The sequence below is a fragment of the Bradyrhizobium sp. genome (assembly GCF_052389815.1).
GTDB lineage: Bacteria > Pseudomonadota > Alphaproteobacteria > Rhizobiales > Xanthobacteraceae > Bradyrhizobium.
Genome location: NZ_JBQTHN010000005.1, coordinates 180,806 through 207,157, shown reverse-complemented (window position 1 = coordinate 207,157; position 26,352 = coordinate 180,806). Strand labels below are relative to the sequence as shown.

The following is a 26,352-nucleotide window of genomic DNA, read 5'->3' as shown; positions in this document are numbered from 1 at the left end:
CCTCGGCACGATGGTTACCCTGTTTCTGATCGGCGCCAGCTCCGGTGGCTGCAGCTTTTCCCGCGATGGCGGCGGTTTCTTCTCCAGGGCGGAGGAGAGCGAGGTGGTGACCGGCTCGATCGCCGTCCAGGAGGCGGTACCGACGGAAAGCGATCTCGCCTTTGCCCGCACGGCGGCCTCCGACGTGCTGACCAAGGGCAACAAGGACACCAGCCAGCCATGGGCGAACCCGGAGACCGGCGCCCGCGGCTCGGTGACCCCGCTCGCGCAGGCCTATACCAACGAAGGTCGCACCTGCCGCGATTTCCTGGCAAGCTACGTCAACGGCCGAAGCGAAAGCTGGCTGCAGGGCGCGGCCTGCCAGGCCGGCCATGGCCGCTGGGAAATCCATACGCTAAAGCCGTGGAGACGGAGCTAATTCCCTTGGCCACCCCGTTGCAGAAATGCAACGGGCACCCACATGAGGTCAAATTGGGTATCTTGCCTGAATTCGACAGACCGATTCCCGATAAGGAGATTTGACGGATGCGCGACCCCTATGAGGTCTTGGGGGTGCCGCGGAGCGCCAGCGCTGCGGCCATCAAGAGCGCTTTTCGCAAGCTCGCCAAGAAGCATCACCCCGACAGCAACAAGGGCGACCCGAAGGCCGCCGCGCGCTTTGCCGAGATCAACACGGCCAACGAGATCCTTGGCGACGAGGACAAGCGCAAGCAGTTCGACCGCGGCGAGATCGATGCCGAGGGCAAGCCGCGCTTCCAGGGATTCGGCGGCGACCCGCGCGGCCGCGCCGGCCCGGGCGGCTTCGAAACCTATACCTTCCGCTCCGGCGGCGGACCGGGCGCTGCCGGCGGCAGCTTCGAGGACATCCTCAACAGCATGTTCGGCGGCGCGGCCGGCCGCGGCGCGCGCGGCGGCGGCAGTCAGTTCGAATTCGACACCGGCGGCATCGGGCTCGACCTCGACATCAATGCCGCGCTGACCGTTTCGCTCGAGGACGCCGTCAAGGGCGCCGAGAAGCGGGTGCGCCTGCCGACCGGCAAGGAGCTTAACGTCAGGATTCCGGCCGGCGTGACTTCAGGCCAGCAGATCCGGCTCAAGGGGCAGGGCGAGACTGCGCCCGGCCACCGCCCGGGCGACGTGCTCATCACCGTCAGCATTGCCCCGCATCCGTTCTTCAAGGTCGAGGGCAGCGACTTGCGCGTCGATCTGCCGATCACGCTTTACGAGGCGGTGCTCGGCGGCAAGGTCCGCGTGCCCACCCTCGGCGGGGCGGTGGAACTGTCGATCCCAAAAAACACCTCCAGCGGCCGCACCTTCCGCCTCAAGGGCAAAGGCCTGCCCAAATCGGGCGGCACCGGCGATCTGCTCGTGACCACAAAAATTATCCTGCCCGACGGGAACGACAGCGAACTTGAGCAATTGATGGAAAAGTGGCGCGACGGACACCCTTACAATCCGCGTAGCGACTTGGGCTGACCCAGCCGGTTCCACGAAACCGGGGCGGGCAGAGGCCGTATTTCGATCGCGAAAGCCGGGAGGTTTTCGCGAGCCAGTTGACGTGACCCCCTAAAGGGGTGCGGCCTCGAAAGGGGGACCAGCGCGGTACCAAACCCCGATCGAGGCCGCTTGCGTCGATCGGCGGATCGAGCGCCACTCATTTTCGCGTGATCATCCGGTGCGATAATGAGACGCGTCGGTGGTCTGATTTCAGATATTCAATGTCCAAATTGGGACAATTCGCTACGCCGCAATTCGGCCGCCAATCGTCTTGATCCGGCAAGAATTTCGCCGGACGCCGGCAACAATCCCTAGCGGGTGCGCACGTCGCCGCCGAGCTTCTCGCTCTCGTCATAGACGAGCTTGGCAACCTGGGTCAGGCGATCGCGGTCGCTCGAGCCCGAGACCACGAATCCGACGCCGTGCTCGGCCCAGAACAAGGCATTGTCGCGGCCCTGCGTGGCATAGCGCATCTGGGTCGTCTCCACCGTCGCCCTGGCGGCATAGACGGTGAAGCGCTCGCCGGACGGCCCCTCATACATCAGGAACGACGCCGGTCCCGCCGGTCCGGGCAACAACCGTCCGCCCACCAGCTTCAGCCCTGCGGACTCCAGTTCAGGCGCATGCACCTTCCAGCCGCAGCGCTTGGTCAGCCATTGCTGCAGATGCGCGCGCTCGCTGCCCGCCACCTCGACGGGGTGGCGCACTTCCACGACGTACAGCCGGTGCGCATCCAGCGCCTCGACGGTCAGGCTCTGGAATGCCGAGGGCGTCGTGGTGGCGCCATGCGCGATCCAGCCGATGCCGCCGCCGGCGATGAAGGCGATCAGCGCCGCTGCCGCTGCGCCATACATCCAGCGGCGCGGCGGGCTCGAGAGCTGCTCGAGCCCGAGCCGCTTCGGCACCGGCTCGTCGAGCACCGAATCGTACCTTGCATGCAGCATCTCGGCCATCGCGCGCCACGATTGCACCCGCGCCGCATCCTCGGGACGCGCCGCCAGCCACGCCTCGACGTCGCCGCGGCGCTCCGCCGGCAGCTCGTCGTCGACGTAAGCATGCAGCTCGTCTTCGGTGACGGGAATTTTGGGGTCGTTCATTGTCGTCGTCTCTGTCCAGTCCTGTTCAAATCTCTTCGATGAAGAATCCTGCCGCTACTTGACCCGGCGCAGCGCGGTGCGCTCGCCCTCCAGAACAGCTTTGACATGGGCGCGGGCGCGGGCAAGCCGTGACATTACGGTGCCGATCGGCACGCCCTGAATGTCGGCGACCTCGCGGTAGGAGAGGCCTTCCAGCATCACCAGCAGCAGCACCGCGCGCTGCTCCTCCACCAGCGTCGCCAGCGCGCGTGCGATGTCGCGGCCTTCGGCTTCGGTGCCGCTGGCGTCGGGATTGTTGTCGAGCAGCGGCATGAATTGCGGGCGCCTCGCCAGCGAGCGGCGCCGGTTCTTGTTGAGGTTGGTCAGGATCGTGTAGAGCCAGCTCCTGACGTCGCCGCCGAGAAACAGCTTCTCCGAGCGCAGCGCGCGCACCAGGGTGTCCTGCACCAGGTCGTCGGCGATGTCGGTGTCGCGCGCCAGCGCCCTCGCGTAGCGGCGCAGCGCCGGGATTATGGCTTCGACACTCTGGCGAAACGGGCTCATGCTTCAACCGGTCAGGTGGGCTCGCGCGCTAGCTAAGCTTTCAGCAACATAACACCCGAATGACGGAACTATTCCGCGCCTCGCCGCTGTTGCGAACAGCGTTAACGGCCCATGCCGATTTGGGCTTTTCCCCCGCAGAGTGCTGGTGTACCTCCAGACAACAGGTCAAGGGCAACTGGAAAACCGATGTCGCCAAAACTGATGCAGGGCAAGCGGGGAGTGATCCTGGGCGTTGCCAACAACCGCTCCATCGCCTGGGGCATCGCCAAGGCATGCCACGACGCCGGCGCCGGGATCGCGCTGACCTTTCAGGGCGAGGCGCTGAAGAAGCGGGTCGAGCCGCTGGCTCGGGAGATCGGCGGTATCCTTCTCGGCCATTGCGACGTCACCGATCCCGCCAGCATCGACGCCGTGTTCGCCGAGGCCGGCCGGCACTGGGACAAGATCGACTTCGTGGTGCATGCGATCGCCTTCTCCGACAAGAGCCAGCTTGACGGCCGCTATCTCGACACCTCAGCCGACAACTTCACCAACACCATGCTCATCAGTTGCTACTCGCTGACCGCGGTGGCGCAGCGTGCGGAAAAACTGATGACCGGCGGCGGCTCGATCCTGACGCTGACCTATTACGGCGCCGAGAAGTGGATGCCGCATTACAACGTGATGGGCGTGGCGAAGGCCGCGCTCGAGGCAAGCGTGCGCTATCTCGCCGCCGATCTCGGCAAGGACAATATCCGCGTCAACGCGCTGTCGGCGGGTCCGATCAAGACGCTGGCCGCCGCAGGCATCGGCGACTTCCGCTACATGCTGAAGTGGAACGAGCTGAACTCGCCGCTGCGGCGGACGGTGAGCCTGGAGGAGGTCGGCGCCAGCGCGCTGTATCTGCTCTCCGACATGTCGCGCGGCGTCACCGGCGAGGTGCATCACGTCGACTCCGGCTATCACATCGTCGGCATGAAGCATCCCGACGCGCCCGACATCTCCCGGACGACGGACTGACGCCGCCACCATGCCCGCGCCGACCATCTACTACATCCGCCACGGCGAGACGGCATGGAATGCGGAAGGGCGGTTGCAGGGCACGCTGGACATCCCGCTCAACGAGCTCGGCCGCAAGCAGGCGGCGCATGCCGGCAACGTGCTCGCCGAGCTGATCGCGCGCGACGGTCGCGACAGGAACGATCTCGCCTATGTCGCCAGCCCCCTGGGCCGCGCACGGTCGACCATGGACTTCGTGCGCGAGGTGCTCGGGCTTTCGGCGGACGGATATGCGCTCGACGACCGCCTGCGCGAGATCGGCTACGGCGAATGGGAAGGCTCGACGCTTGCCGAGATGCAGGCCAGGGACCCCGCGTTCTACGAAAGGCGTCTGACCGAGAAATGGACCATGTCCTCGCCGGGCGGCGAGACCTATGCCGCCGTGCAGCTCAGGATGCGCGACTGGTACGATTCCCTGAAGGCCGACACCGTCGCGGTCGCCCATGGCGGCACCTGCCGGGCGCTGATGGTCGCGCTCGGACATGAGACGCCGCAAAGCGCGGCCGACCTCTATATCGAGCAGGGCGCCGTCTATGTGTTCGGGGACGGGGAGTTGAAGAAGTATAGTTAACCCAACCACCGTCATGCCCGGGCTTGACCAGGCTTGACCCGGGCATCCACGTCTTTTCGCGCGCGCGTCACCTCGAGGCGTGGATGGCCGGGTCAAGCCCGGCCATGACGAGTCGAGAGGTCATTTGACCCTTATGGCCCCCCGCGTTAAGTCAGCATTGACTTACGAACCGAGCACCAATGTCCTTCAACACCTTCGGCCACATGTTCCGCGTCACGACCTTCGGCGAGAGCCATGGGGTCGCGATCGGCTGCGTGGTCGACGGCTGTCCGCCGCTGATCCCGCTCACCAATGAGGACATCCAGCTCGATCTCGACCGCCGCCGTCCCGGCCAGTCGCGCTTCACCACCCAGCGGCAGGAGCCGGATGCGGTGAAGATCCTGTCCGGCGTGATGGCGCATCCGGAAACGGGCGTGCAGGTCACTACCGGCACGCCGATCGCGCTTCTGATCGAAAACACCGACCAGCGCTCGAAGGACTATTCCGAGATCAAGGACAAGTTTCGCCCGGGCCATGCCGACTTCACCTATGAAGCGAAGTACGGCCTGCGCGACTACCGCGGCGGCGGGCGTTCTTCGGCGCGCGAGACCGCAACGCGCGTCGCCGCCGGCGCGATCGCGCGCAAGATCCTGCCCGAGGTGAAGGTGCGCGGCGCACTGGTGCAGATGGGCCCGCACAAGATCGACCGCGCGAAGTGGAACTGGGACGAGATCGCGAAGAATCCGTTCTTCTGTCCCGACAAGGACAAGGCCGCGTTCTTCGAGGGTTATCTCGACGGCATCCGCAAGTCCGGCTCCTCGATCGGGGCCGTGATCGAAGTGGTGGCCGAGGGCGTGCCGCCCGGGCTCGGCGCGCCGATCTACGGCAAGCTCGACGGCGATCTGGCCGCCGCCATGATGAGCATCAATGCGGTCAAGGGCGTCGAAATCGGCGCGGGCTTTGGCGCGGCGGAATTGTCCGGCGAGGAGAACGCCGACGAGATGCGCACCGGCAACGACGGCACGCGCTTCCTCTCCAACCATGCCGGCGGCGTCCTCGGCGGTATCTCGACCGGCCAGCCGGTGGTGGTGCGCTTTGCGGTGAAGCCGACTTCCTCGATCCTCACCCCGCGCCGCACCGTGGACCGCCAGGGCGGCGAGACCGAGATCATGACCAAGGGCCGCCACGACCCCTGCGTCGGCATCCGCGCCGTTCCCGTCGGCGAAGCCATGATGGCCTGCGTGCTGGCCGATCATCTGCTGCGCCATCGCGGGCAGGTGGGTTAGACGCGGGGCTAGCCTCCGCGCGCAAAGCCGCCCATATTCTCCCCTAAAGAGAAGTGGCAGGGCCGCGAATGGCGATTGATGTCAGCAATATCAGGGAATGGCTGATCGACGGCGGCCGCTCGTCGCCCGTTCCTGCGAAGATGATCGAGGAACTTTGTGTGCGGCTGACGGCCGCCGGCATCCCGTTATGGCGGGTCGCCTTCTTCATCCGCACGCTCCATCCCGATATCTTCGGTCGCAACTTCATCTGGAAGCCCGGCGAGGAAGTCGCGCTCGGCACCGTGGATTTCGACATCCAGGACACGCCGGAGTTCAACGCAAGCCCGCTCTCGATCGTGTTTCGCCAGGGTCGCGAGGTGCGCTGCCGTGTCGACGATCCCGAAAGCGCCAAATATCCCATCATCGACGACCTGCGCGCCGAGGGCGTCACCGACTATATCGCGCTGCCGATCCTGTTCATCGAGGGCTCGGCGCACGCCACGAGCTGGACCACCAGGCAGGAGGGCGGCTTTTCCGACGAGCAGATCGCCGCGCTGCGCTCCATCATGGCGCCCCTGGCGCGGCTGGTGGAGGTGATCGGGCTGCGCCGCGTCGCCGCCACGCTGCTCGACACCTATGTCGGCAATCGCGCCGGCGAGAAAATCCTCGGCGGCCAGATCAGGCGCGGCCACACCGAGAACATGAACGCGGCGATCTGGCTATCGGATCTGCGCGGCTACACCTCGCTGTCCGACCGCCTGCCGCCGGAGACCATCGTCGACATCCTGAACACCTATTTCGACTGCCAGGTCGCCGCCATCAAGGCGCATGGCGGCGAGGTGCTGAAGTACATGGGCGACGGCCTGCTCGCGGTGTTTCCGATCGACGAATATGTCGGCGACTCCCAACAGGTCTGCGCGCGCGTGCTGGCCGCCGCACGCGAGACCCGGGCCGGCGTCGGGGCCCTGCAGTATCCGGTCGGCGACACCATCGAGCGCTTCCGCTTCGGCGTGGCGCTGCATGTCGGCCCGATCCTCTACGGCAATATCGGCGGCGGCGCGCGGCTCGACTTCACCTGCATTGGACCTGCCGTCAATCTTGCAGCCCGTCTGGAAAAGCTCACCAGCAGGCTGCGCCGCACCATCGTGGCGTCGGAAGGCTTTGCCGGCATCTGCAGCGGCGGCTGGCGCGATCTCGGCGAGTTCCCGATCGCGGGTTTCGCCAGGGCCCAGCGCGTCTACGGGCTGTTCGACGAGGAGGCGGCAGAAGCGGCGTGAAATTCTGCGGGAACCGGCGGCGGGGCCGCCCGTTCCATGCTATATATGGGACTAGAACGAGACACAGGGAGGTAACCATGCACACCCTGGTTCCCAGCGACCGCGTCGAGCATGTCAGCGTCTATGGGCGCGATGGCGCCAAGCTCGGGACGATCGAGCGGCTGATGCTCGAAAAGGTCAGCGGAACGGTCGCCTACGCGGTGCTCAAGACCGGCGGGCTGTTTGGCGGCAGCCACCATTATCCGGTGCAGTGGAACGCGCTCAAATACGATTCCACGCGCCAGGCATTCGAAACCGGACTGACGCTGGAAGATTTGCAGGCCGGCCCGTGCGAGTTCGACGACGACTCCTTCGATCTCGGCGAGCGTTCCCAGCCGCACCCGCACTACTGGACGGTCTGACGAGCCGGTCTATTCCTCCGGCTCGGTGGTGAACAACAGCGGATAGCCCTTGGCGCGGCCGGCGTCGGTGGCGCGCGTCGCCTTGGTCTCGGCGACGTCCTTGGTGAAGACGGCGACGACGCAGACGCCGCGGCGATGCGCTGTTATCATCACCTTGTAGGCCTGGTCCTCGGTCATGCGGAATTCCGCCTTCAGCACGGTGACGACGAATTCGCGCGGGGTGTAGTCGTCGTTGACCAGGATCACCTTGTGCAGGCGCGGCCGCTCGGTCTTGGTCTTGACCTTTGTCTTCGGCTTGACGTCGGTATTGGTCATGGCGGCGCTCGCTCCCGCGGCCGCCGTCGCAGAGAGATCAGGAGCCGCGGCACCCCGAAAGGCGAGAGCGCCAGGTTTGATCGCCGCTGACGACCGCGGTCCCCATCAGTTTACAGGCTCCGGGGAGGTGCCGAAACTGGGCGTTGTCGGAGAGTTTCAGCTCGACCAGCGCGGCGAGCGCGCCGGGCAGCAGCGACGCAGCAAGACCTGCGATTGCCAGCCCCACGCATTGGTCGGCTTTGTGGCCGCTTTCGTTCAAAGCGGGAATCCTCGAGGCAATCCGGCCAACGACGGGCAAGCGGCTAAACCGATTGTGATGGACAATTCACGTTATCGCTTTTCGCGACGCAGTTTGCATGTCACCATCGCAAGACCTAATCGGGAGGGCCGCCATGCGCTGGTATGTCTCGATCGGAGCGGTGCTTGTCGCCGGCATGCTGGCTGGCGGAGACGTGGCGGGTGTTGCCGCGCCCGGCCCTGGAGGCCAGAACGGCCCCCGTCTCGCCGCGAAAGAGGCGAGCGTCGATGTCGAACTCGTCCTCGCGGTCGACGTCTCCTACTCCATGGACATGGACGAGCTTGCGCTCCAGCGCGAGGGCTATGCCCAGGCGATTATCTCCAAGGAATTCCTGCAGGCGCTGAAGAACGGACCGAACGGCAAGATCGCCGTGACCTATTTCGAATGGGCCGCCGCCACCGACCAGAAGCTGATCATTCCCTGGCGGCTGATCGACGGGCCGGAATCTGCCGACGCCGTCTCCGCCGAGATCATGAGGACACCGATCCGCCGCGCCTCGCGCACCTCCATTTCGGGCGCGATCAACTTCGCCATGCCGCTGTTCGAGGAGAACCATTATCGCGGCCTGCGGCGTGTGATCGACATTTCCGGCGACGGCCCCAACAACAACGGCATGCCCGTGACGCTGGCGCGCGACGCGGCGCTGGAGAAGGGCATCATCATCAACGGCCTGCCGATCATGGCGAAGGAGCCATCCTATTCCACCATGGATATCGACAACCTCGACTACTATTTCGAGGACTGCGTGATCGGCGGCCCCGGCTCCTTCGTCGTCACCATCAAGGACCGCGACAAGTTCAAGGAAGCGATCCGCACCAAGCTGGTCATGGAGGTCGCCGGCCGCACGCCGGAGGATCGGGTGGTGCCGGCCGCAGCGCAGGCCCGGGAGCCGCGGGTCAATTGCATGATCGGGGAGAAGATCTGGCAGGATCGGTGGGGGAGGTAGAGGCGTCGCCGGTCGTCAACGGGACGCTCTGTTGGTCAGCGCCGGCATGACGGCGAACAGAACAAGCAACGCGGCATAGATCGCGCCTTCCGCGGTCGCAAACCGCACGAGCTGTTCTCGAAGGCTGATGCTCCGAAGCCAGAGACCGACGGCAATATCGGCAACTTGCTGCATCGCCAGCGCGGCTCCTCCCATGGCCAGCAAGGCATCCGTGCGCAGCTCAAGGCCAGCGGTGCGCGGGGACAGACGCGAGGCGATAAGCATTACTCCGAGCAGGAGTGGAGCTTCGTAGAGCACCGCCTTGAAAGCGCCAATGCGCGGCTCCAGCCAGAGCACCCGGATCGGCCCGAGCAGGAATCCGGCGCCGAAGACGATGATGAGATAGAGGAGTGCTGCGCGCAAGATCCTGAGTATCATTCGCGCATCACCTGTTCCGGCGTCCGCCTTAAGGATTTCGGCAGATCGGGTCCCGCGCCAAACCGCATGACGATGTCGGGACGCCGCTCGCCAATGGCGAGGAACGCCGCGAACTGGTTTCTCAGCGCCGTCACCTCGACCGGCTGGTTGATGAAGGCGTATTTGAGGCCGAGCGCGGTCGCCTGCAGTCCGAAGCGCTGGCAGGCGCGGCCGGCTGCGATCCATCCCGATCTGTCGTTGGCATCAGCGGCAAGGACGACAATGCCGGCCGAGCTGTCGATCTGCTCGCGATATTTCCTGTTCTCACCGTTCTCGGTCAGGGCGAATTTCAGCAACCGCCGCGCGATCCACGCGGGCAGCTCCGGATTGCCCGAGGCGCGAGCGGACAGTCCGTCCATCGTCGCTAGCGCGTCCCTCTCGCTGAAACGCAGCCAGCTCACGAGTTCGTCCATGAAGCCTTTGTCGCGCATTTGCGCCGAGTTTCCTTCGACCACGTACTCGGCGACTTTGGAGAGCCTGGTCCGATCCGTCAGCATGATCGCCGACACGCCGGGCTCCCGGCCGGCGCTCTCGAGAAGCCGCAAGGCGTCGGCGGGCACGGATTTGCCGTCGAAATTGGCCCGGGTGCTCTGGCGGACGGTCATTGCCTCGGTCAGCGGTGATCTGGTCGGCGGCGCCACTTCAAGCTCGACAACGATCTTCTCGCCATCGACGCGTGGGTGCGCCCTCAACCCGAGCGCGGAAGCCGCCAGAACGAGATTTTCGGCGGCGCATCCGAGGCTGACAAAGAGGTGGTGATCGTCCGGATCGACTGCCGCGCACCGGCGTTCATAATCCGGTGCAATGACGATCCTGTTGGCGGTGGCCGTGAAGATCCAGGGCTGGGTATTGTGGCTGTTGGCCGCCAGCGTGGCGAAGCGCACCAGCTCCCGGTTTCGCGGCGTGGCCTGGAGGGGCACGCGGGCCATCCGCGCCGCCTCCTCATAGGTCAGCGACGCCACCGCAGCGGACGGCCTCAGTCCGGTCATTGCGGCGGCTGAGCATCCAAGCGCAGCAAGCATTTGGCGCCTGTCGATCCGCATCGGCGGCTCCACGGAAATCCCGTGGGGTCTGTGTAGCGCCGCCCTGGGCCGAGACTGTTGACCGGCGTCAAAGCCGGCGTCCGCGGTGCAAGGTTGCGAGCCGCGTCAATGCTTGGCCGGCGAAAAAATCCGGCAGGGCAGGGAGGCGCCGCTAGCGGTTCACGCCAGGGCTTTCAGCTCCTGCTGCAATTCGCGCAGGATCGCGAGTGCGATTTCAAGCTCGCTGTCGCCGATGAACTGCCAGATGTCGGCGACGCGATCCTCCAGTTCCGGAAGCGTCAGCGGAAGGCTCTCGGCTTCCTTCAACGCGCCCTTCTCGTTGATGAGGTGGCGTTCGTTGAGCGAAAACAGCACTTGCGCGATGCATGCCAGCGCCCGGTAGACGCAGCCTGCGACATGCGTTTGTTCCCGTCGGGACGCGGCGAGCTCGGCATTCTCGATGCTGAACAGGATCTCCCACTGGAAGCGGCGAACCAGCGCCTCGCGCAGGCGCGGCGGATAGGGCAGGGCAAGCGACTTCAATCGGGCGACAGCGCCCTGGGGATCGTGCAGCGGCCGGCACAGCGCAACTTCGCCCGCCCAGATCGCCGAGCAAAATCCATGCGGATGTCCCGGCTGGTAGTTCATCGTGATGTCGCCCGAGCGGCAAGCCTCGATGACCTGCGACGCCGCCTCGACGTTCCTGTAGAGCAGGTCGACCTTCCGTCTTTCAATCGACAGCCAGGCACCTCCCACGATCCATGGCCCCCACTCGCCGACCGGGGTCACGGTGATGCTGGATTGCCGGTCGGCGAGGCGCTTTGCGGCCTCGAGCAGACGGTCGGTATCAAGCGGGGCAGCCGCGGCGTAGTACAGGCCGATGTCGTAGTCGGATTTGCCATGCGCCATGCCGCGTGCACGAGAGCCGCCCAGCACGATTGCCGCGATACCCGGTACCTCGGTGAAGGCGGACACCAGGCGCTGCAGGAAAGGGTCGAGCTGCATGCGAATTCCTTTTCAGCGCGCAAACCTCGCCACCAGCTCCACATGCGGCGTGTGGCGGAATTGGTCCACCGGCGTGACGCCCTCGATGCGATAACCGCCGTCGATCAGGATCCTCGCATCACGCGCGAAGGTCGCGACGTTGCAGGAGACGGCGACCACCGCCGGCACCTTGCTCGCGGCAAGCTGCGTCGCCTGCGCCTGCGCGCCCTGGCGCGGCGGGTCGAACACGACCGTGTCGTAGTCGCGCAATTCCTGCGGCACAAGCGGGCGGCGGAACAAGTCGCGCGCTTCCGCCTTCACCGGCTTCAGTCCTGACGTCGAGGTCGCAGCCTTCTGCAACGCCGCCACCGAGCCTGCGTCGCTGTCGAATGCCGCCACGCGAGATTTGGCCGCGAGCCGAAGCGCAAACGGACCGACGCCGCAGAAGAGGTCGGCGACGTGCCTGGCGCGCTTGCTGTGATCCAGCACCAGCGCGGCAAGCGCTTCCTCGCCGGCATCGGTCGCCTGCAGGAACGAACCCGGCGGCAGCGTGACCTCAGCGGTGCCCATGGCGACGACGGGTGGATTGCGCAGCAGCACCAGTTCGCCGTGACGCGTCAGCCGCGCCAGCCGGTGCGCTTGCGCGATGGCAGAGAGCTTCGTGGTCATCGCCGCATTGACGGGCCCGGAACCGCGTACATCCACATCGAGCCCGCCGCGCGTGGCGGTGAACTGGATGTCGAGCGGCTTTCGCACCGGCTTCAGCGCCTCGGCGATCGCCCAGGCCGCGTCGAGCGCGCCGCCGAGCGCGGGATCGAGGATCGGGCAGCGGTCGATCGGGACGATGTCGTGGGAGTGTGCGGCGGCATAGCCGACCTTCAGCACCTCATGCGTACCCATCCGCGCATGCAGGGTGATGCGCCGCCGCCCGCTGCCATGCGCGTCGAGCAGCGGCGCGACCTCGGCAGCGATGCCCGCCTGCGCCAGCGTCTCCACCACGATGTTGCGCTTCCAGGCGCGATAGGCCGCCGCGTCCCAATGCTGGATCGCACAGCCGCCGCAAACGGAGAAATGCGGGCAGAACGGCGCGATGCGTTCCGGGCTTGCCTGCCTGACTTCGACGAGCTTGCGGCGGTCGGGATGGCCGTGGACTTCGGCGACTTCCACGATCTCGCCGCCGAGCGTGTAGGGCACATAGATGTTGCCGCCGGGCGAGGGCGACACGCCGTCGCCGAAATAGGCGACGTGATCGATGCGGAGCGTTTCAGCCACGCCGCGCGCCGAGGAAGAATTCGATGTTGCCGTCGCCGCCGGCAATGCAGGAGGGAAACACCTGCATGTCGGTGCAGCCCAACGTGCCTGCGAATGCCATGATGTCGTCGCAGATCTGCTGGTGCACCATGGCGTTGCGGATGATGCCGCCCTTGTAGTTCTTCCGCTCCGCCTCGTATTGCGGCTTGATCAGCGCCAGCAGATGGGCCGGCGCTGCCGCCAGCGACAGTGCCGCCGGCAGCACCGCCTTCAGCGAGATGAAGCTGACGTCGATCACCACGACATCGGGCCGGGCGGGCAGGCGGGTGTTTTCCAGCTTGCGGATATCGGTGCCTTCCATCGACACGATCCTGGGATGGCCGTGCAGCGAATGGTGCAGCTGGCCGTGGCCGACGTCGATGGAGAACACCATCGCCGCGCCATTGGCGAGCAGCACCTCGGTGAAGCCGCCGGTGGAGGCGCCGACGTCGAGACAGATGCGGTCCTCGATCGGAATCGGATACTGCTCCAGCGCGCCGGCGAGCTTGACGCCGCCGCGCGACACCCAAGGGTGTGCCGGCTGCGCCTGCAGCACCGCGTCCGCGGAGATGACTTCAGAGGCCTTCGCTACCTGCTTGTCATCGGCGATGACGAGGCCGGCGTCGATGGCGGCGCGGGCGCGGGCCCGGCTCTCGAACAGGCCGCGCTCCACCAGCACCACGTCGGCGCGCTTGCGGACGGCTTCGCCATTGCTTCTCTTTGCCACGATCAGCCCGGCTTTCCTGCTGCGAGGCGCACGCATTCCTCGAACGCGGTGAGGTCGTGCCAGATATCGTCCGGCCTCTTGCGCGGCAATAACAGCGGCCGGCCATGCAGGTCGAGCGCATGGATCATCATCAGATTATCCGACAGGCCGAAATCCTCAACCGTCAATCCATCGGGATCGACCAGTCGATTGTCGGAGGACGCCGTTACCTTCGTGAAGCGCGCCACGCGCTCCACATAGATGGAGGGATCATTGCTATAGGCGAAGCAGGGCTTTCCGCGGCCGATCATGTAGCCCAGCTCGTAAACCGTGCCGGGATCGGCGCCGGGGCCGCGGAACGGGGTGAGGTTGGCGATGATTGCGTCCGCCGCATCCATCATCGCTTCGTTGCCCTTGAAGATATGCAGCGAGCAATCCCGCGCGGCGAGGTCGATCGCATTGTCGAGGGGATAGAGGCCGGTCAGGCCGTGGCGACTGCAAATGTCCTGCTTGCGCTGGCCGATGGCGAGAGCGTCCGGCAGGAACACGTCGGGTCCCGCCAGATAGATCTTCATGCATCACCTTGGAGTGAGGTCGGACACCTCTCCCATAGGGGCCCATAGGGAGAGGTCGGCGCAAAGCGCCGGGTGAGGGGTTGCGGTCGCAAATGGGCACTTGAACCCCTCACCCGGATCGCTTGCGCGATCCGACCTCTCCCTTCGGGAGAGGTGAAGGGTCAGCCGTCGATACTTACGCGAGCTTGACGCTCTCGGCCTTGTAATCCTTGCCGAGCGTCTCGAACACCTTGGCGACGATGCCCTTGGCGTCGAGGCCGGCACGGCCGTACATCGCGTTGGGCGAGTCGTGGTCGAGGAACACGTCGGGCAGGATCATCGAGCGCATCCGCAGGCCGCCGTCGAGCATGCCGTTGTCGGAGAGGTACTGCATGACATGCGAGCCGAAGCCGCCGATCGAGCCTTCCTCGATGGTGATGAGGATCTCGTGGTCGCGCGCCAGCTTCAGCACCATCTCCTCGTCGAGCGGCTTCATGAAGCGCGCGTCCGCGATGGTGGCGGAGAGGCCATGCGCGGCGAGCTCGTCGGCCGCCTTCTCGCATTCGGCGAGGCGCGTGCCGAACGAGAGCAGCGCCACCTTCTTGCCCTCGCGGATGATGCGGCCCTTGCCGATCTCGAGAGGAATGCCGACCTCGGGCATTTCCACGCCACGGCCTTCGCCGCGGGGATAGCGCACGGCGCTCGGGCGGTCGTTGATCGCAACCTGCGTCGCCACCATGTGCACCAGCTCGGCTTCATCGGAAGCGGCCATGATCACGAAGTTCGGCAGGCAGCCGAGATAGGCGTTGTCGAAGGAACCTGCATGGGTGGCGCCGTCGGCGCCGACGAGGCCGGCGCGGTCGATGGCAAAACGCACCGGCAGGCACTGGATCGCGACGTCATGCACGACCTGGTCGTAGCCGCGCTGCAGGAAGGTGGAATAGATCGCGCAGAACGGCTTGTAGCCTTCGCTGGCGAGGCCCGCCGCGAAGGTCACCGCATGCTGCTCGGCGATGCCGACGTCGAAAGTGCGGTCGGGGAACGCCTTGTTGAAGATGTCGACGCCGGTGCCGGAAGGCATCGCGGCGGTGATGGCGACGATCGTCTTGTCCTTTTCGGCTTCCTTGACGAGGCTCTGGCCGAACACGTTCTGGTAGGCCGGCGCGTTCGGCTTGGCCTTGGCCTGGGTGCCGGTGGCGACGTCGAACTTGACGACTGCGTGATACTTGTCGGCGGAAGCCTCCGCCGGGCCGTAGCCCTTGCCCTTTTGCGTAACGACGTGGACCAGGATCGGGCCCTCTTCCATGTCGCGGACGTTTTTCAGCACCGGCAGCAGATGATCGAGGTTATGGCCGTCGATCGGGCCGACGTAATAGAAGCCGAGTTCCTCGAACAGCGTGCCGCCATCCATCATGAAGCCGCGGGAATATTCCTCGACCCGGTTGGCGCGGTTGGCGATGATCTTGGGCAGACGCTTGTTGATCTGCTTGGCCGCCTCGCGCAGCGTGCGATAGGTCTTGCCGGAGTAGAGCCGCGACAGATACGCGCTCATCGCCCCGACCGGCGGCGCAATCGACATGTCGTTGTCGTTGAGGATGACGATCAGCCGCGAGTTCATCGCGCCGGCATTGTTCATGGCCTCATAGGCCATGCCGGCGCTCATCGCGCCGTCGCCGATCACGGCGATCACGTTGTTCTTGCCGCCGGAGAGGTCGCGCGCGACCGCCATGCCAAGGCCTGCGGAGATCGAGGTCGAGGAGTGCGCCGCGCCGAACGGGTCGTAATCGCTCTCGCTGCGCTTGGTGAAGCCGGAGAGGCCGCCGCCGGTGCGCAGCGTGCGGATGCGGTCGCGCCGGCCGGTCAGGATCTTGTGCGGGTAGGCCTGGTGGCCGACGTCCCAGATCAGGCGGTCGCGGGGCGTATCGAAGGTGTAATGGATCGCGGTGGTCAGCTCGACCACGCCGAGCCCGGCGCCGAAATGGCCGCCGGTCACCGAGACCGCGTCGATGGTTTCCTGACGGAGCTCGTCGGCGACCTGGCGTACCTGCTCGATCTTGAGCCTGCGGAGATCGTCGGGGGTTTTGATGGTGTCGAGAAGCGGCGTCTTGCTAAATGCGGTCACAGCGATATTCCAGTTTTGCATGTCGGAGCGAACGATCCGACGAGAATTGGGTTTCGCGCATTCAGCGCGCAGCGAGGAGCCTGATTGCTTAGCCTTAGCGGCAGTCCAAATTGTTCAATGTGACTTGCATCACCTAAGGCGACTTCCACCCGTCCCGGTCAATTTTCGTGAGCTTTTTGAAGCCCTTGCCGCCGCGCCCATGCGGTGGCACACCAGTCCCAAAAGCCCATAGAACTGCAAGCTTTACACCAAAGCCCCCCGCAAAGCCAACCCGCCCGCGGTCGAATCGGCCTCGGGTCGGGTCGCAAGCGCGTGACAGCCTTAACCCCGGCGGCGCGCCGTCGGTTCCAAGGTGCCCAGTTCTTCGGCGTCATTTGGGCCGGGTCGGGCCTTTTCGAGCTGTTTCCAGGCCCATTCCCGGGCAGTGGGGTCGCCGGTGGCGACCGCCAGCGCGGCCTGCGGCACCGCCATGCGTTCGGCCAGCGGCACCGGTCCGCAGGCGATCATGAAGAAGTCGTAGGGGTGCGGGATCTCGTTGGCCATCACGAACTGGAAGTGGACGCGGAAGAACTGCCAGCGGAAGCTCTTGTAGTGTTCGGGCAGGATGATCTCGCGGAACCGTACCGGCACGATGGTCGGGTTGCGGCGCGCCGGGCCGGCGTCGATGCCGTGGGCGGCGAGCGGATCGAACTGGAAGAAGTTCATCACGTCCTTGCGGGCCTGGCAGTCGATCCAGTCGATCGAGGGCTCGACCGCGAGCCGGCGCAGATGGTTGCGGAAGCCGGTCGAGGCGGCATGGAAGCCGACGATCGGGAAATTGCCGCCGATGGTGAGCAGCACGACGCGCGGCCCGTGGCGGCCGAGCGAAGGATCGAGCTCCAGCGCGCGCGCCAGGATTTCGACGCCCAGGAACGATCCCGAGCTGTGGCCGACCAGCACGATCTCTTCCGTGCGGCTCGTAGCTGCGACCTTGACCAGATGCTGCGCGAAGCGGTCGATGCGCTCATCCCATTCCGGGCGCTGGCGGTGCGAGAACTGCCAGGTCCAGATCGTGTCGGCCAGCAGGTAAAGAACGTAGGTCTGCTTTTCCGTGTATTTCAGCAACGTACCGAGCAGCGCGACGAACACCGCGGCGGCAGCCACGATGCTGAAGAGGTTGGGCACGCCGAGCGCGTCGAGCCCCCATTCGACGGCAAAGGCGATCGCCGCGCAGCAGATGGCTTCGGCGAGCAGGATCAAATGCGGCCAGGTGATGAAGGTGAAAAAGCGCCAGTTCGCCCTGAAGAAGCGGAAGGCGGTGCCGCGGAGCACCAGCCGCCAGTAGATCCACACCGCGTTGAACACGGTGCTCCAGATCGGCTGCGCCAGATCGCGCTGGATGAAATCCTCGAAGCGCAGGAAGTCGTAGTCGGTGCGGGTCTGCCAGCCGTGATCCTGGTCCTGATCCTGGTCTTGGGCCTTGGTCTCGATGGTCCAGGAGGCGATCTCGCCGCTGGCGGCGGTCTGCGGCCTGGTGGTGGTGGCGGCAATGCCATAGAGCCGTGCGAACTTGCGCAGCTCGGTCCGGAACATGCGGTAGTACTGCGCTAGCCCGCGGGGATCGTATCCCCCGATGTAGATGATATGGCGGTGCTGGACGCGCACTAAGGTCGGTTCCCCAATGAAGGCGGGACTATAGCAGTCCGCGCCGGGCGGAAAGACCTATTTCGGTCGCGGCGGAGGCAGGAACGGCCAGGGGTGGCGGACCGGATGAGGACGGCGCGGGCGGCGCCTTATTGCACGTCGAGCGGTTCGGTCCCGGTCGGCTGGCCGGAGGCATCGGTGGTGATCTTGTCGACGCGGGCCTCGGCCTGGCGCAGTAATTCCTCGCAGCGCCGCTTCAAGGCTTCGCCGCGCTCGTAGATGGCAACCGATTCCTCCAGCGGCACCTTGCCTTCCTCCAGCCGCTTGACGATCGATTCCAGCTCCTCGATCGCGCGCTCGAAGGTCAGCTTCTTGACGTCCACCTGGTTGTTATCGGCCATTTGCGGTTTCCCAAAGCGAAAGGCCAAAAGGCCCGACCCGGAATCAGACAGGAATTTGCTGCATTGTGGCGGCGATCTAGCTGCCCATCAATGCGGTGACGTGGGCGGCGACCGATTCCTGCAATCCCTGCAGGTCGTAGCCGCCTTCCAGCACGGAGACGACGCGGCCGCCGGCGGTCCGGTCGGCGAGGTCCATCAGCTTGTTCGTGACCCAGCCGAAATCCTCGGCCTTCAGGTTCAGCGAGGCGAGGGGATCGCGATAATGCGCATCGAAGCCCGCGGAAATGATGATCAATTCCGGGCTGAACTTTGTCAGTTGCGGCAGGATCAGGTTTTCGAAGGCGGAACGGAACTTGGCGCTGCCGTCTTCGGCGGCGAGCGGCGCGTTGACGATGGTGTCGTGCTCGCCGCGCTCGCCGATGGCGCCGGTGCCCGGGAACAGCGGCATCTGGTGCGTCGAGCAGTACATCACGGTCGGATCGGCCCAGAAGATGTCTTGCGTACCGTTGCCGTGATGGACGTCGAAATCGACCACCGCCGCGCGCGCGATGCCGTATTTGCGCTGCGCGTGCCTTGCGGCGATCGCCGCATTGTCGAAGAAGCAGAAGCCCATCGGCTTCGACGCCTCGGCATGATGGCCGGGCGGCCGCACCGCGACGAACGCGTTGGGATGATTGCCCGCCATCACGGCATCGGTGGCCCATACCGCGCCGCCGACGCCGCGCATCACGGCTTCCCAGGTGCCGGGCGACATCGAGGTGTCGCCGTCGATATAGATCATGCCCGAGGTCGGCGCGACGTGGCGCAGTTCCGTGATGTAATGCTCGCCATGGCAGAGTGCGACCAGGTCGAGATTGCCTTCCGGCGCCGTGTCGCGGACCAGCGCGTCGAACTTGTCCTGCGCCAGCACCGCCTCGACCGCGCGCAGCCGGTCGGGCCGCTCGGGATGGCCGGGCGGCGTCAGGTGGTCGAGGCAGGCCTTGTGAGTAAGGAACAGCGTCATTTCGAGGCAATCTAGGGCGATGGCGGCGGCTTAGGAAGGGTAGGTAGGCCAGATCGGCCCTGCAAATCAATCGATTCTGGCGATGCGCCCGCCCGAGGCGGGGCCGATCGGGCTGTGCTTGAGGAAGTAGTGAAATAGTGCATCGACGTCGTAGACGCCGGTGAGTTGGTCGGTCCCCTCGGTGAATACGGTGAACCCGTCGCCGCCGACGGAGAGATAGTTGTTCACGGTGACGCGGTAGCGCGCGGCCGGATCGATTCTGGCGCCGTTCAGCGTCATGCGCTCGGCGATAATGCGCTCGCCGTGGCCCTTGCCGCCGTCCCAGGCGAAGCTGAACCCGCTCGATACCTGCAGGATGCGCGGGCGCTTCGGATCCGCCCATTGCTGCTCCAGCGCATCCTTGATCTGTCGTCCCGTCAGCGTCATCGTCACCAGCTGGTTGCGGAACGGCTGCGCGGCGAAGACGTCGGCAAAGGTGACGTCGCCACCGTCGCGCTTGACGATGTCGGCGCGGATGCCGCCGGGATTGGTGAAGGCGACGACGGCGCCGCCTCGCGTCTCGGCCTTCGTCGCGGCCAGCTGCGCATCGGTGACGATGTCGCCGAGCACGCTCTCGCCGGCCTTGTCGGGCAGGCGCGACAGCGTTTCGGTGACGGCGCCGGCCGGTCGGCTGGCGATCGGCGTCGAAAGCTTCTCGTAAGTCTGGATCAATGCGGTCTGCACGGGATTCTTCGCGATGGCTTGGCTGCGCACGATGTGGTTCTCGCCGCGCATCGTGACGAGGTTGCGCGTCTCCGGATCGAACTTGAGGTCGATGGCGGTGACCAGCGTGCCGTATTTGTCGGCGCTGGTGACCAGCCGTCCGTCGATCTCGCAGAGATAGGCGCGGTGGGTGTGGCCGGAGATCACGAGGTCGACGGCCTTGTCGAATTTCCTGACGATCTCGACGATCGGGCCGGAGATGCCGTCGCAGCCGTCATAGTCGCCGGTGGGAAATCCGCCTTCGTGGATCAGCACCACGATCGCCTTGGCGCCGCGGGCCTTCAATTCCGGGATCAGCGCATTCACCGTCTCGACCTCGTCGCGGAATTCGAGGTTCGCGATGCCGACCGGCGAGACGATGCCTTCGGTGCCTTTCAGCGTCAGCCCGATGAAGCCGACGGGGACGCCGTCGAACTCGCGGATCGCGTAGGGCGGAAACAGCGGCTTGCCCGTGCCCCTGGCGATCGTCGAGGCCGCGAGGTAGCGGAATTTGGCGCCTTCGAAGCGATGCGGGCCCCGGCAGCCGTCGACGGGGTGACAGCCGCCGTTCTGCATCCGCACCAGCTCCGCCTCGCCCTCGTCGAACTCGTGATTGCCGACGGCGGCGACATCGAGCCCCATCAGCGACAGCGCCTCGATGGTCGGCTCGTCATGGAACAGCGCGGACAGGAAGGGGCTTGCGCCGATCAGATCGCCCGCGGCGACGAAGATCGAGTTCCTGCGCTCCCCGCGCAGCTTTTTGACCAGCGTCGCCATATGCTCGGCGCCGCCGGCCGGCACGGCGATCTTCTTCGTGCGGTCGGCGGGATCGTCGATGCGGATGCCGCCGGCGAACGGCTCGAGATAGCCGTGGAAATCGTTGATCGCGAGGATGCGCAGGTCGATTGAGGCCGCGGTCTGCGCGTGCGCGGGCGCGGCGGCGAGGGCAATCGTCGCACAGGCAATGATGGAGCGAAGAAGCGATCTCATGATAGGTGGCTTGCTATTTCCGCGTCATTGCGAGGAGCGCAGCGACGAAGCAATCCATTCTTTCTTGATGCGGCGCGATGGATTGCTTCGCTGCGCTCGCAATGACGGTGGGGAGAAGAGCGTGCCTCACCCCTTCTTCCGCGCAAAGAACGCCTGGAAGGCGGCCACCGCTTCCTTGCTTCGCATGCGCTCGCCGAACAGATGGCTCTCCTGGTCGATGCGGCGCGTCATGTCCTCGGTCGGCAGTTTCAACAGCTTGCGCGAGATCGCCACCGCCTCGGCCGGCAGCGCGCAGATCTCGCGCGCCACCTTGCGCGCCTCGGCCTCGGTCTGGCCGGGCGCGACCACCTCGTTGACGAAACCTGCCTCGCGCGCCTCGTCGGCCTGCATGGTGCGGCCCATCACCAGCGTCGCAAAGGCGCGCTGGTGGCCCATGGTGCGCGGCATCAGTAGGCTGGAGGCGGCCTCCGGCACCAGGCCGAGATGGATGAAGGGCGTGGCGAAAGTCGCGGTCTTGCTCGCCAGCACATAGTCGCAGTGGAACAGCATGGTGGTGCCGATGCCGATGGCAACGCCATCGACGGCGGCGATGATCGGCTTGGTGTTCTGCGCCAGCGAATACAGGAACTTCTGCGCGTTCGAGGCCCGCGGCGTGTCGGCATTCGCCGTGCCCGCTTTGAGGAAATCGTCGAGATCGTTGCCGGCGGTGAACACGCCGGAACCGCCGGTGATGATGAAGCAGCGGATGTCAGGGTCGTCCTGCGCGGAGTCGATGGCATGGCTCATCGCGCGGTACATGTCCTGCGTGATCGCGTTCTTCTTCTCCGGCCGCCGCATGGTGACGATGCGCGCGTGGTGCTCGTCGGCGACAATCAGGTGCTCGGTCATGGATGTTTCCTTAAAACCCGCCGAGGCCAGCGAGTCATCGGCGATATCCTTGCATGATGTCGGCGCCGGCCCAAGCGCCCGCGCAGGCTTTTTCGCGGGGAACGCCATGAACAGAATCGCGATGCCGATGCGCGATGATGCCGCGCGGGTGACGGTGTCGTGGGGTGGGTTAGCCGGACCACACGCGCCGAACGCTCCACAAGCGAGGTGGAAGGCGTAACCCACCGCCGGTGCGTGAATGGTGGGTTACGCCTTTCGCCTGTGCTTGTAGCACGTTGAGCGGAAGTGGCCCGGCTAACCCACCCTACGGCATCACCCGAGCAGCACCGCGTCCGCGCCGTTGACAGCGTCGGCCGAGTCCGTCACCGTCTTCTCCAGCGAAGGCGCGGCGACCGCGATGTTCTCGGCGAAGAACCGCGCCAGCGCCACATAACGCTGCGGCTCGCCCTCGCCATGGCCCTTCGCCGCCAGCGCTTCGCCGGCGAGCATGCAGCCGCCCAGCGTCACGCCGAACTGCCGCAAATAAGGCGTCGCGCCGGCCAGCGCATCGTTCGGCGCGGACGAAAGCCGCTCCAGCAGCCACTTGCTGGTCCGCTCCAGCGCAGCCAGCGCATCGCGCAGTTTCGCGCCCGTGGTGCCGAACGCCGGATCGTTCGACGTCTCCACCTGTTTGACGATCGTCTCCAGCTCGCCGAGCAGCTTCCACACGCTTTCCCCGCCATTGGCGCCGAGCTTGCGCGTGACGAGGTCGATCGACTGGATGCCGTTGGTGCCCTCGTAGATCGTGGTAATGCGCGCATCGCGCGCGTGCTGCGCCGCGCCCGTTTCCTCGATGAAGCCCATGCCGCCATGCACCTGCACGCCGAGATAGGCGACCTCGTTGCCGATGTCGGTGGAGAACGCCTTTGCGATCGGCGTCAGCAGCGCGCCGCGCGCGGCGGCATCCTCGCGCACCCCGGTGTCCTTCGCCCGCTGCGCCACATCGAGCGCCACCGCAGTGGCATAGCAGATCGAGCGCGCCGCATGCGTCATGCTCTTCATCTGCATCAGCATGCGCTTGACGTCCGGATGCACGATGATCGCGTCCAATCCGTCACCCTGCTTCCCCAAAGCGCGCCCCTGCTTGCGCTCCTGCGCAAAGCCAAGGGCCTGCTGGAAGGCGCGGTCGGCAATGCCGACGCCTTCGAGGCCCACGCCGAGGCGCGCCTGGTTCATCATGGTGAACATGCAGGCCATACCCTTGTTTTCCTCGCCGATCAGGAAGCCCACCGCGCCGCCCGCATCGCCCATGGTCATGGTGCAGGTAGGCGAGGCGTGGATGCCGAGCTTGTGCTCGACGCCGGAAGCATAGATGTCGTTGCGCTGCCCCGGCGAGCCGTCGGCATTGACCAGGAACTTCGGCACCAGGAACAGCGAGATCCCCCGCGTCCCCGCCGGCGCATCGGGCAGCCGCGCCAGCACGAAATGCACGATGTTGTCGGTCATGTCGTGCTCGCCATAGGTGATGAAGATCTTGGTCCCCTTGAGGCGATAGCTGCCGTCGCCGGCGCGCTCGGCGCGGGTGCGCAGGGCGCCGACGTCGCTGCCGGCGCCGGGCTCGGTGAGCTGCATGGTGCCGGTCCATTCGCCGGACACGAGTTTTGCGAGATAGATCTGCTTCAGCTCCGCCGAGCCATGCGCATCGAGCGCCTCGATGGCCCCGAGCGTCAGCAGCGGGCACAGCCCGAAGGCGATGTTCGACGCCGACCAGATTTCCGTGCACGCTGCGTTGATCGCGAGCGGCAGCCCTTGCCCGCCGAATTCTTCGGGCCCCGACACCGCGTTCCATCCCGCGCCCGCCCACTGCCTGTAGGCATCCGGCCAGCCCGGCGCGGTCGTCACCATGCCCTTGTCGAGCTTGATGCCGTGCTCGTCTCCCACGCGGTTGAGCGGCGCCAGCACATCGCTGGCGAATTTCCCCGCTTCCTCCAGCACCGCCGCGGTGATGTCGCCGTCGAAATCCCCGTAATGCCCGGCCTCCACCGCGGCCTTCAGCCCCGCGCCATGGTTAAGCGAAAGCAGGATGTCGGCGATCGGCGCGGTATAGGTCATGGTGCGTGCTCGCAACTGGGCTCGGACTGGATTGGAGATGATAGACGATACGCCGCCGTATCACGAAACCGCCGGGGTCTCAATGGGCGGGGTGGGGCGGCAGGGAAGACTACGGTTCCGGGACCAGTGGGTTTCGGCCGGAGGCGGGAGGGTAGGTCTGGCCCCGCTCTCTCCCCTCGTCATGCCCGGGCTTGTCCAGGCTTGTCCCGGGCATCCACGCCTTTCTTGCTGGATTGGAGCAAAGATACGTGGATGGCCGGGTCAAGCCAGGTCAAGCCCGGCCATGACGAGCCTATATTATGCCTCGCTACTGGGCCGCGCCCGGCGTAGCCCCCTTGGGCGAAGCCGGGTTGAATTGCCCGTCCTCCCCCTATAGACCCACGTGGCCAACGGGCGTTCGCGCCGGCAGCCCCCGCGCGACACCCGACCGGCCCATTGGGGCGTAGCCTAGCGGTAAGGCAGCGGATTTTGATTCCGCCATTCGGAGGTTCGATCCCTCCCGCCCCAGCCAGCGCCAACGCACTGATTTTGTTAAATAAATAGCCTTACTCGAGGCGGAATTTCCAGCGCATTTGGAAATTCAGTTTGCCCCGCATTTGGAAATTCTGTGCTGGTTTCGTTTGGTCGAAGGCCGACGGAGGACGTCGCAGGTTGAACACGCTCAATTCATCAAAAATGCGAATTGAGCGCGTGAGCGCTGCCTGCGGGTTGCAAACTTTCGATCGTTGCCATTGACGTCGTCGCGTGCGGGATCGCCAGCCGCGAGAGGCCGTCGACCCTTTGCAGCGTTCAACGAAGCGCAAAGTCTATCTTTGCGATCCGACGCTAGTCTTCGACGTTGGGGAGATCTGCTGAATTTCGTCTCGAGCTGATGCTGCTCCATCAGCATTCTGCTGATCGAGTTCCTTCTGCGCCAAGAGATGTGCATGTCGCTTACGGGTCGCAGCCAACGCTCGCATCATCGTTTCCTTGGCATAGCCGCGATAGGCCTGTGCGGTCTTGTGTCCGGAGAGCGCACGACCCTGGCCGTCCGTCAGTTCGGCTTCCTCAAGCTCGGTCATGCCGCCGTGTCGACAGGCATCAAGCGTGAACAGCTTTGACACGCCGTCGATCTTCTTGCGCATCTGCTGCACCACTTTTTCCATGCCGGGGTAGGACCACACTTTGGCGTGGCCCTTGCGCTCACCCCTTTCGATCCGACGCATGATCATCGGGACGCCAAGCTTGGGCAGATGGCTCAAGACGTCCTCTGCTTCGGCATAAAACTTGACGGTCTCGCCGTCGAGAGTCTCTTCTAGCGGATGCCAGACCAACGCCTTGTTCTTATGGTGCTCGATGCGCACGGCGTGTGGCCAATTCTTGCTGCGATAGTCGGGCCAAGTCAGAAAACCGGCCACCACATTCTCGGGCCGTTGCAGCCACTCAAAGCAGATCACTGCGACGGCCGCGGGTTCAGGCCGGCCTTCCTTAATGCAGCCCCACGCAAATTTATAGACCTCCTCGCGGGTGACCGCGTGCTTCTTGGTCTTGGTGCGGCTCTTGAGGGTGAAGTCGTCCCAGGGGTTCGGGTGTTTCTTATCGAACAGCTCCGGGTGCAGCCGACGCATGATCCGCCAGACCTTGCGACAGAGGCCGACCACTTTCTCGCCCTGCCGCAGCCTGAGTCCGTTCGGCCCGTTGATGATCTTGTCGTAGATCTTGTCAGCGGCCCGTGGCGTGACTTCCATGATCTGCCGTTCGCCGATCCGCCGTCCGCTCTTACCGACGGTATCGCAGATCATCTGCATGATCCGCTCGTAGTCAGGGCGTGACCTTGGAGAGACTTTCTCGGTATAGGCCTTCTCCGTCTTGTATTGCCGGAACAGCCAATCGATTGTGCCATAGCGCGCAATCTTTCCCTGCTCGCCCGGCTCTCCTCTGCGCTGATCGTTCCACTGATCGAACAAGGCATTGAGTGTGGCGGCGCGTCCGCCTTTTCCGTCATCGCCGCATGCGACTCCGTAGCTCGTCCCAAGTGGCTCATTCGCCATCTCGCAGCCGAGCTTGCGGTAATGGGTCGGGATCCGGAAGTAGAACGCGACCGAACCGCCGGCAAGCCGACGCACCTCCACGAAGCGTGGAAGCGGGCGCTCCAACGTCACAAATCCTCGGCGAGGTCGCCCGGCACGATGTCCGGGGCAATAGCTCGGTCCAGATCGTCTCTCAACCACAGCTGACGCCTCCCTTCCTTCACACGTGGTCGAGGATACTCCGT

At 65.3% G+C, this 26,352-nt stretch carries 26 protein-coding genes and 1 tRNA gene; 9 read left to right on the top strand and 18 right to left on the bottom strand.

Annotation, left to right across the window (positions count from 1 at the left end):
• The first annotated feature begins 10 nt into the window (after positions 1–10).
• Both ACT4OC_RS01790 and ACT4OC_RS01785 read left to right on the top strand, forming a co-directional pair.
• On the top strand, positions 11–418 hold the full coding sequence (locus tag ACT4OC_RS01790; protein ID WP_444837287.1) for an RT0821/Lpp0805 family surface protein: 408 nt from the start codon (positions 11–13) through the stop codon (positions 416–418).
• A 107-nt stretch (positions 419–525) separates the two neighbouring features.
• Entirely contained in the window at positions 526–1,476 is a 951-nt protein-coding gene (locus ACT4OC_RS01785; protein ID WP_444837286.1) for a DnaJ C-terminal domain-containing protein, read from the top strand.
• 332 nt (positions 1,477–1,808) lie between these two features.
• On the opposite strand, the gene ACT4OC_RS01780 is transcribed toward ACT4OC_RS01785, so the two are convergent.
• Complete coding sequence (locus tag ACT4OC_RS01780; protein ID WP_444837285.1) at positions 1,809–2,594, bottom strand: anti-sigma factor family protein; 786 nt, start codon at positions 2,592–2,594, stop codon at positions 1,809–1,811.
• Between the two features lie 54 nt (positions 2,595–2,648).
• Positions 2,649–3,137, bottom strand: coding sequence for a sigma-70 family RNA polymerase sigma factor (locus ACT4OC_RS01775; RefSeq protein WP_444837284.1), 489 nt, complete (start codon positions 3,135–3,137; stop codon positions 2,649–2,651).
• Between the two features lie 186 nt (positions 3,138–3,323).
• Here ACT4OC_RS01775 and fabI point away from each other — a divergent pair, with 186 nt between their 5' ends.
• From fabI to ACT4OC_RS01750, 5 genes are all read left to right on the top strand, one after another.
• Complete coding sequence (gene fabI / locus ACT4OC_RS01770) at positions 3,324–4,136, top strand: enoyl-ACP reductase FabI (RefSeq protein ID WP_444837283.1); 813 nt, start codon at positions 3,324–3,326, stop codon at positions 4,134–4,136.
• A gap of 10 nt (positions 4,137–4,146) precedes the next feature.
• Entirely contained in the window at positions 4,147–4,746 is a 600-nt protein-coding gene (locus ACT4OC_RS01765) for a histidine phosphatase family protein (RefSeq protein WP_444837282.1), read from the top strand.
• 179 nt (positions 4,747–4,925) lie between these two features.
• A complete protein-coding gene (gene aroC, locus ACT4OC_RS01760; protein ID WP_444837281.1) occupies positions 4,926–6,011 on the top strand; it encodes a chorismate synthase in 1,086 nt (361 codons plus the stop codon).
• A 68-nt stretch (positions 6,012–6,079) separates the two neighbouring features.
• Positions 6,080–7,267 carry an adenylate/guanylate cyclase domain-containing protein gene (locus tag ACT4OC_RS01755; protein WP_444837280.1) on the top strand — a complete coding sequence of 396 codons (1,188 nt, stop codon included), beginning with the start codon at positions 6,080–6,082 and terminating at the stop codon, positions 7,265–7,267.
• A gap of 77 nt (positions 7,268–7,344) precedes the next feature.
• Entirely contained in the window at positions 7,345–7,668 is a 324-nt protein-coding gene (locus ACT4OC_RS01750) for a PRC-barrel domain-containing protein (RefSeq protein WP_444837279.1), read from the top strand.
• 9 nt (positions 7,669–7,677) lie between these two features.
• Here the strand turns inward: ACT4OC_RS01750 and clpS are convergent, their stop codons facing one another.
• Positions 7,678–7,983: an ATP-dependent Clp protease adapter ClpS gene (gene clpS / locus ACT4OC_RS01745; RefSeq protein WP_444837278.1), complete on the bottom strand. Its 306-nt coding sequence runs from the start codon at positions 7,981–7,983 to the stop codon at positions 7,678–7,680.
• Positions 7,984–8,020: 37 nt separating this feature from the next.
• Positions 8,021–8,242 (bottom strand): hypothetical protein, encoded by a 222-nt coding sequence (locus ACT4OC_RS01740; RefSeq protein ID WP_444837277.1) that lies wholly within the window; start codon positions 8,240–8,242, stop codon positions 8,021–8,023.
• Positions 8,243–8,375: 133 nt separating this feature from the next.
• Between ACT4OC_RS01740 and ACT4OC_RS01735 the strand changes: the two genes are divergently transcribed.
• Positions 8,376–9,227 carry a DUF1194 domain-containing protein gene (locus ACT4OC_RS01735; protein WP_444837276.1) on the top strand — a complete coding sequence of 284 codons (852 nt, stop codon included), beginning with the start codon at positions 8,376–8,378 and terminating at the stop codon, positions 9,225–9,227.
• A gap of 15 nt (positions 9,228–9,242) precedes the next feature.
• Here ACT4OC_RS01735 and ACT4OC_RS01730 read toward each other — a convergent pair whose 3' ends face one another.
• The 13 genes from ACT4OC_RS01730 to ACT4OC_RS01670 form a co-directional block, all read right to left on the bottom strand.
• Complete coding sequence (locus ACT4OC_RS01730; protein WP_444837275.1) at positions 9,243–9,629, bottom strand: hypothetical protein; 387 nt, start codon at positions 9,627–9,629, stop codon at positions 9,243–9,245.
• A gap of 11 nt (positions 9,630–9,640) precedes the next feature.
• A complete protein-coding gene (locus ACT4OC_RS01725; protein WP_444837274.1) occupies positions 9,641–10,672 on the bottom strand; it encodes an Acg family FMN-binding oxidoreductase in 1,032 nt (343 codons plus the stop codon).
• A gap of 213 nt (positions 10,673–10,885) precedes the next feature.
• Entirely contained in the window at positions 10,886–11,710 is an 825-nt protein-coding gene (locus tag ACT4OC_RS01720; protein WP_444837273.1) for a nucleotidyltransferase domain-containing protein, read from the bottom strand.
• A 12-nt stretch (positions 11,711–11,722) separates the two neighbouring features.
• Entirely contained in the window at positions 11,723–12,961 is a 1,239-nt protein-coding gene (locus ACT4OC_RS01715; RefSeq protein ID WP_444837272.1) for a class I SAM-dependent RNA methyltransferase, read from the bottom strand.
• Positions 12,954–13,706, bottom strand: coding sequence for a TlyA family RNA methyltransferase (locus ACT4OC_RS01710; protein WP_444837271.1), 753 nt, complete (start codon positions 13,704–13,706; stop codon positions 12,954–12,956). The genes ACT4OC_RS01715 and ACT4OC_RS01710 overlap by 8 nt, the downstream gene beginning before the upstream one ends.
• Before the next feature lie 2 nt (positions 13,707–13,708).
• Complete coding sequence (locus tag ACT4OC_RS01705) at positions 13,709–14,260, bottom strand: nucleoside 2-deoxyribosyltransferase (protein WP_444837270.1); 552 nt, start codon at positions 14,258–14,260, stop codon at positions 13,709–13,711.
• A gap of 175 nt (positions 14,261–14,435) precedes the next feature.
• Positions 14,436–16,361, bottom strand: coding sequence for a 1-deoxy-D-xylulose-5-phosphate synthase (gene dxs / locus ACT4OC_RS01700; protein ID WP_444837269.1), 1,926 nt, complete (start codon positions 16,359–16,361; stop codon positions 14,436–14,438).
• A gap of 321 nt (positions 16,362–16,682) precedes the next feature.
• Positions 16,683–18,005, bottom strand: a complete 1,323-nt coding sequence (locus ACT4OC_RS01695; RefSeq protein WP_444837268.1) for a hypothetical protein — start codon at positions 18,003–18,005, stop codon at positions 16,683–16,685.
• A gap of 128 nt (positions 18,006–18,133) precedes the next feature.
• The gene (locus tag ACT4OC_RS01690) at positions 18,134–18,385 is read right to left on the bottom strand and encodes an exodeoxyribonuclease VII small subunit (RefSeq protein WP_444837267.1); all 252 of its coding nucleotides are present in this window, start codon (positions 18,383–18,385) and stop codon (positions 18,134–18,136) included.
• 76 nt (positions 18,386–18,461) lie between these two features.
• A complete protein-coding gene (locus ACT4OC_RS01685) occupies positions 18,462–19,388 on the bottom strand; it encodes a histone deacetylase family protein (protein ID WP_444837266.1) in 927 nt (308 codons plus the stop codon).
• 66 nt (positions 19,389–19,454) lie between these two features.
• Entirely contained in the window at positions 19,455–21,119 is a 1,665-nt protein-coding gene (locus tag ACT4OC_RS01680) for a bifunctional metallophosphatase/5'-nucleotidase (RefSeq protein ID WP_444837265.1), read from the bottom strand.
• A gap of 126 nt (positions 21,120–21,245) precedes the next feature.
• Complete coding sequence (locus ACT4OC_RS01675; RefSeq protein ID WP_444837264.1) at positions 21,246–22,007, bottom strand: crotonase/enoyl-CoA hydratase family protein; 762 nt, start codon at positions 22,005–22,007, stop codon at positions 21,246–21,248.
• 312 nt (positions 22,008–22,319) lie between these two features.
• Positions 22,320–24,098 carry an acyl-CoA dehydrogenase gene (locus tag ACT4OC_RS01670; RefSeq protein ID WP_444837263.1) on the bottom strand — a complete coding sequence of 593 codons (1,779 nt, stop codon included), beginning with the start codon at positions 24,096–24,098 and terminating at the stop codon, positions 22,320–22,322.
• A 436-nt stretch (positions 24,099–24,534) separates the two neighbouring features.
• On the opposite strand from ACT4OC_RS01670, the gene ACT4OC_RS01665 reads away from it, so the two are divergent.
• Positions 24,535–24,609: transfer RNA gene (locus ACT4OC_RS01665), tRNA-Gln, on the top strand.
• 295 nt (positions 24,610–24,904) lie between these two features.
• On the opposite strand, the gene ACT4OC_RS01660 is transcribed toward ACT4OC_RS01665, so the two are convergent.
• Positions 24,905–26,233, bottom strand: a complete 1,329-nt coding sequence (locus tag ACT4OC_RS01660) for a hypothetical protein (protein ID WP_444837262.1) — start codon at positions 26,231–26,233, stop codon at positions 24,905–24,907.
• Positions 26,234–26,352: the final 119 nt, after the last annotated feature.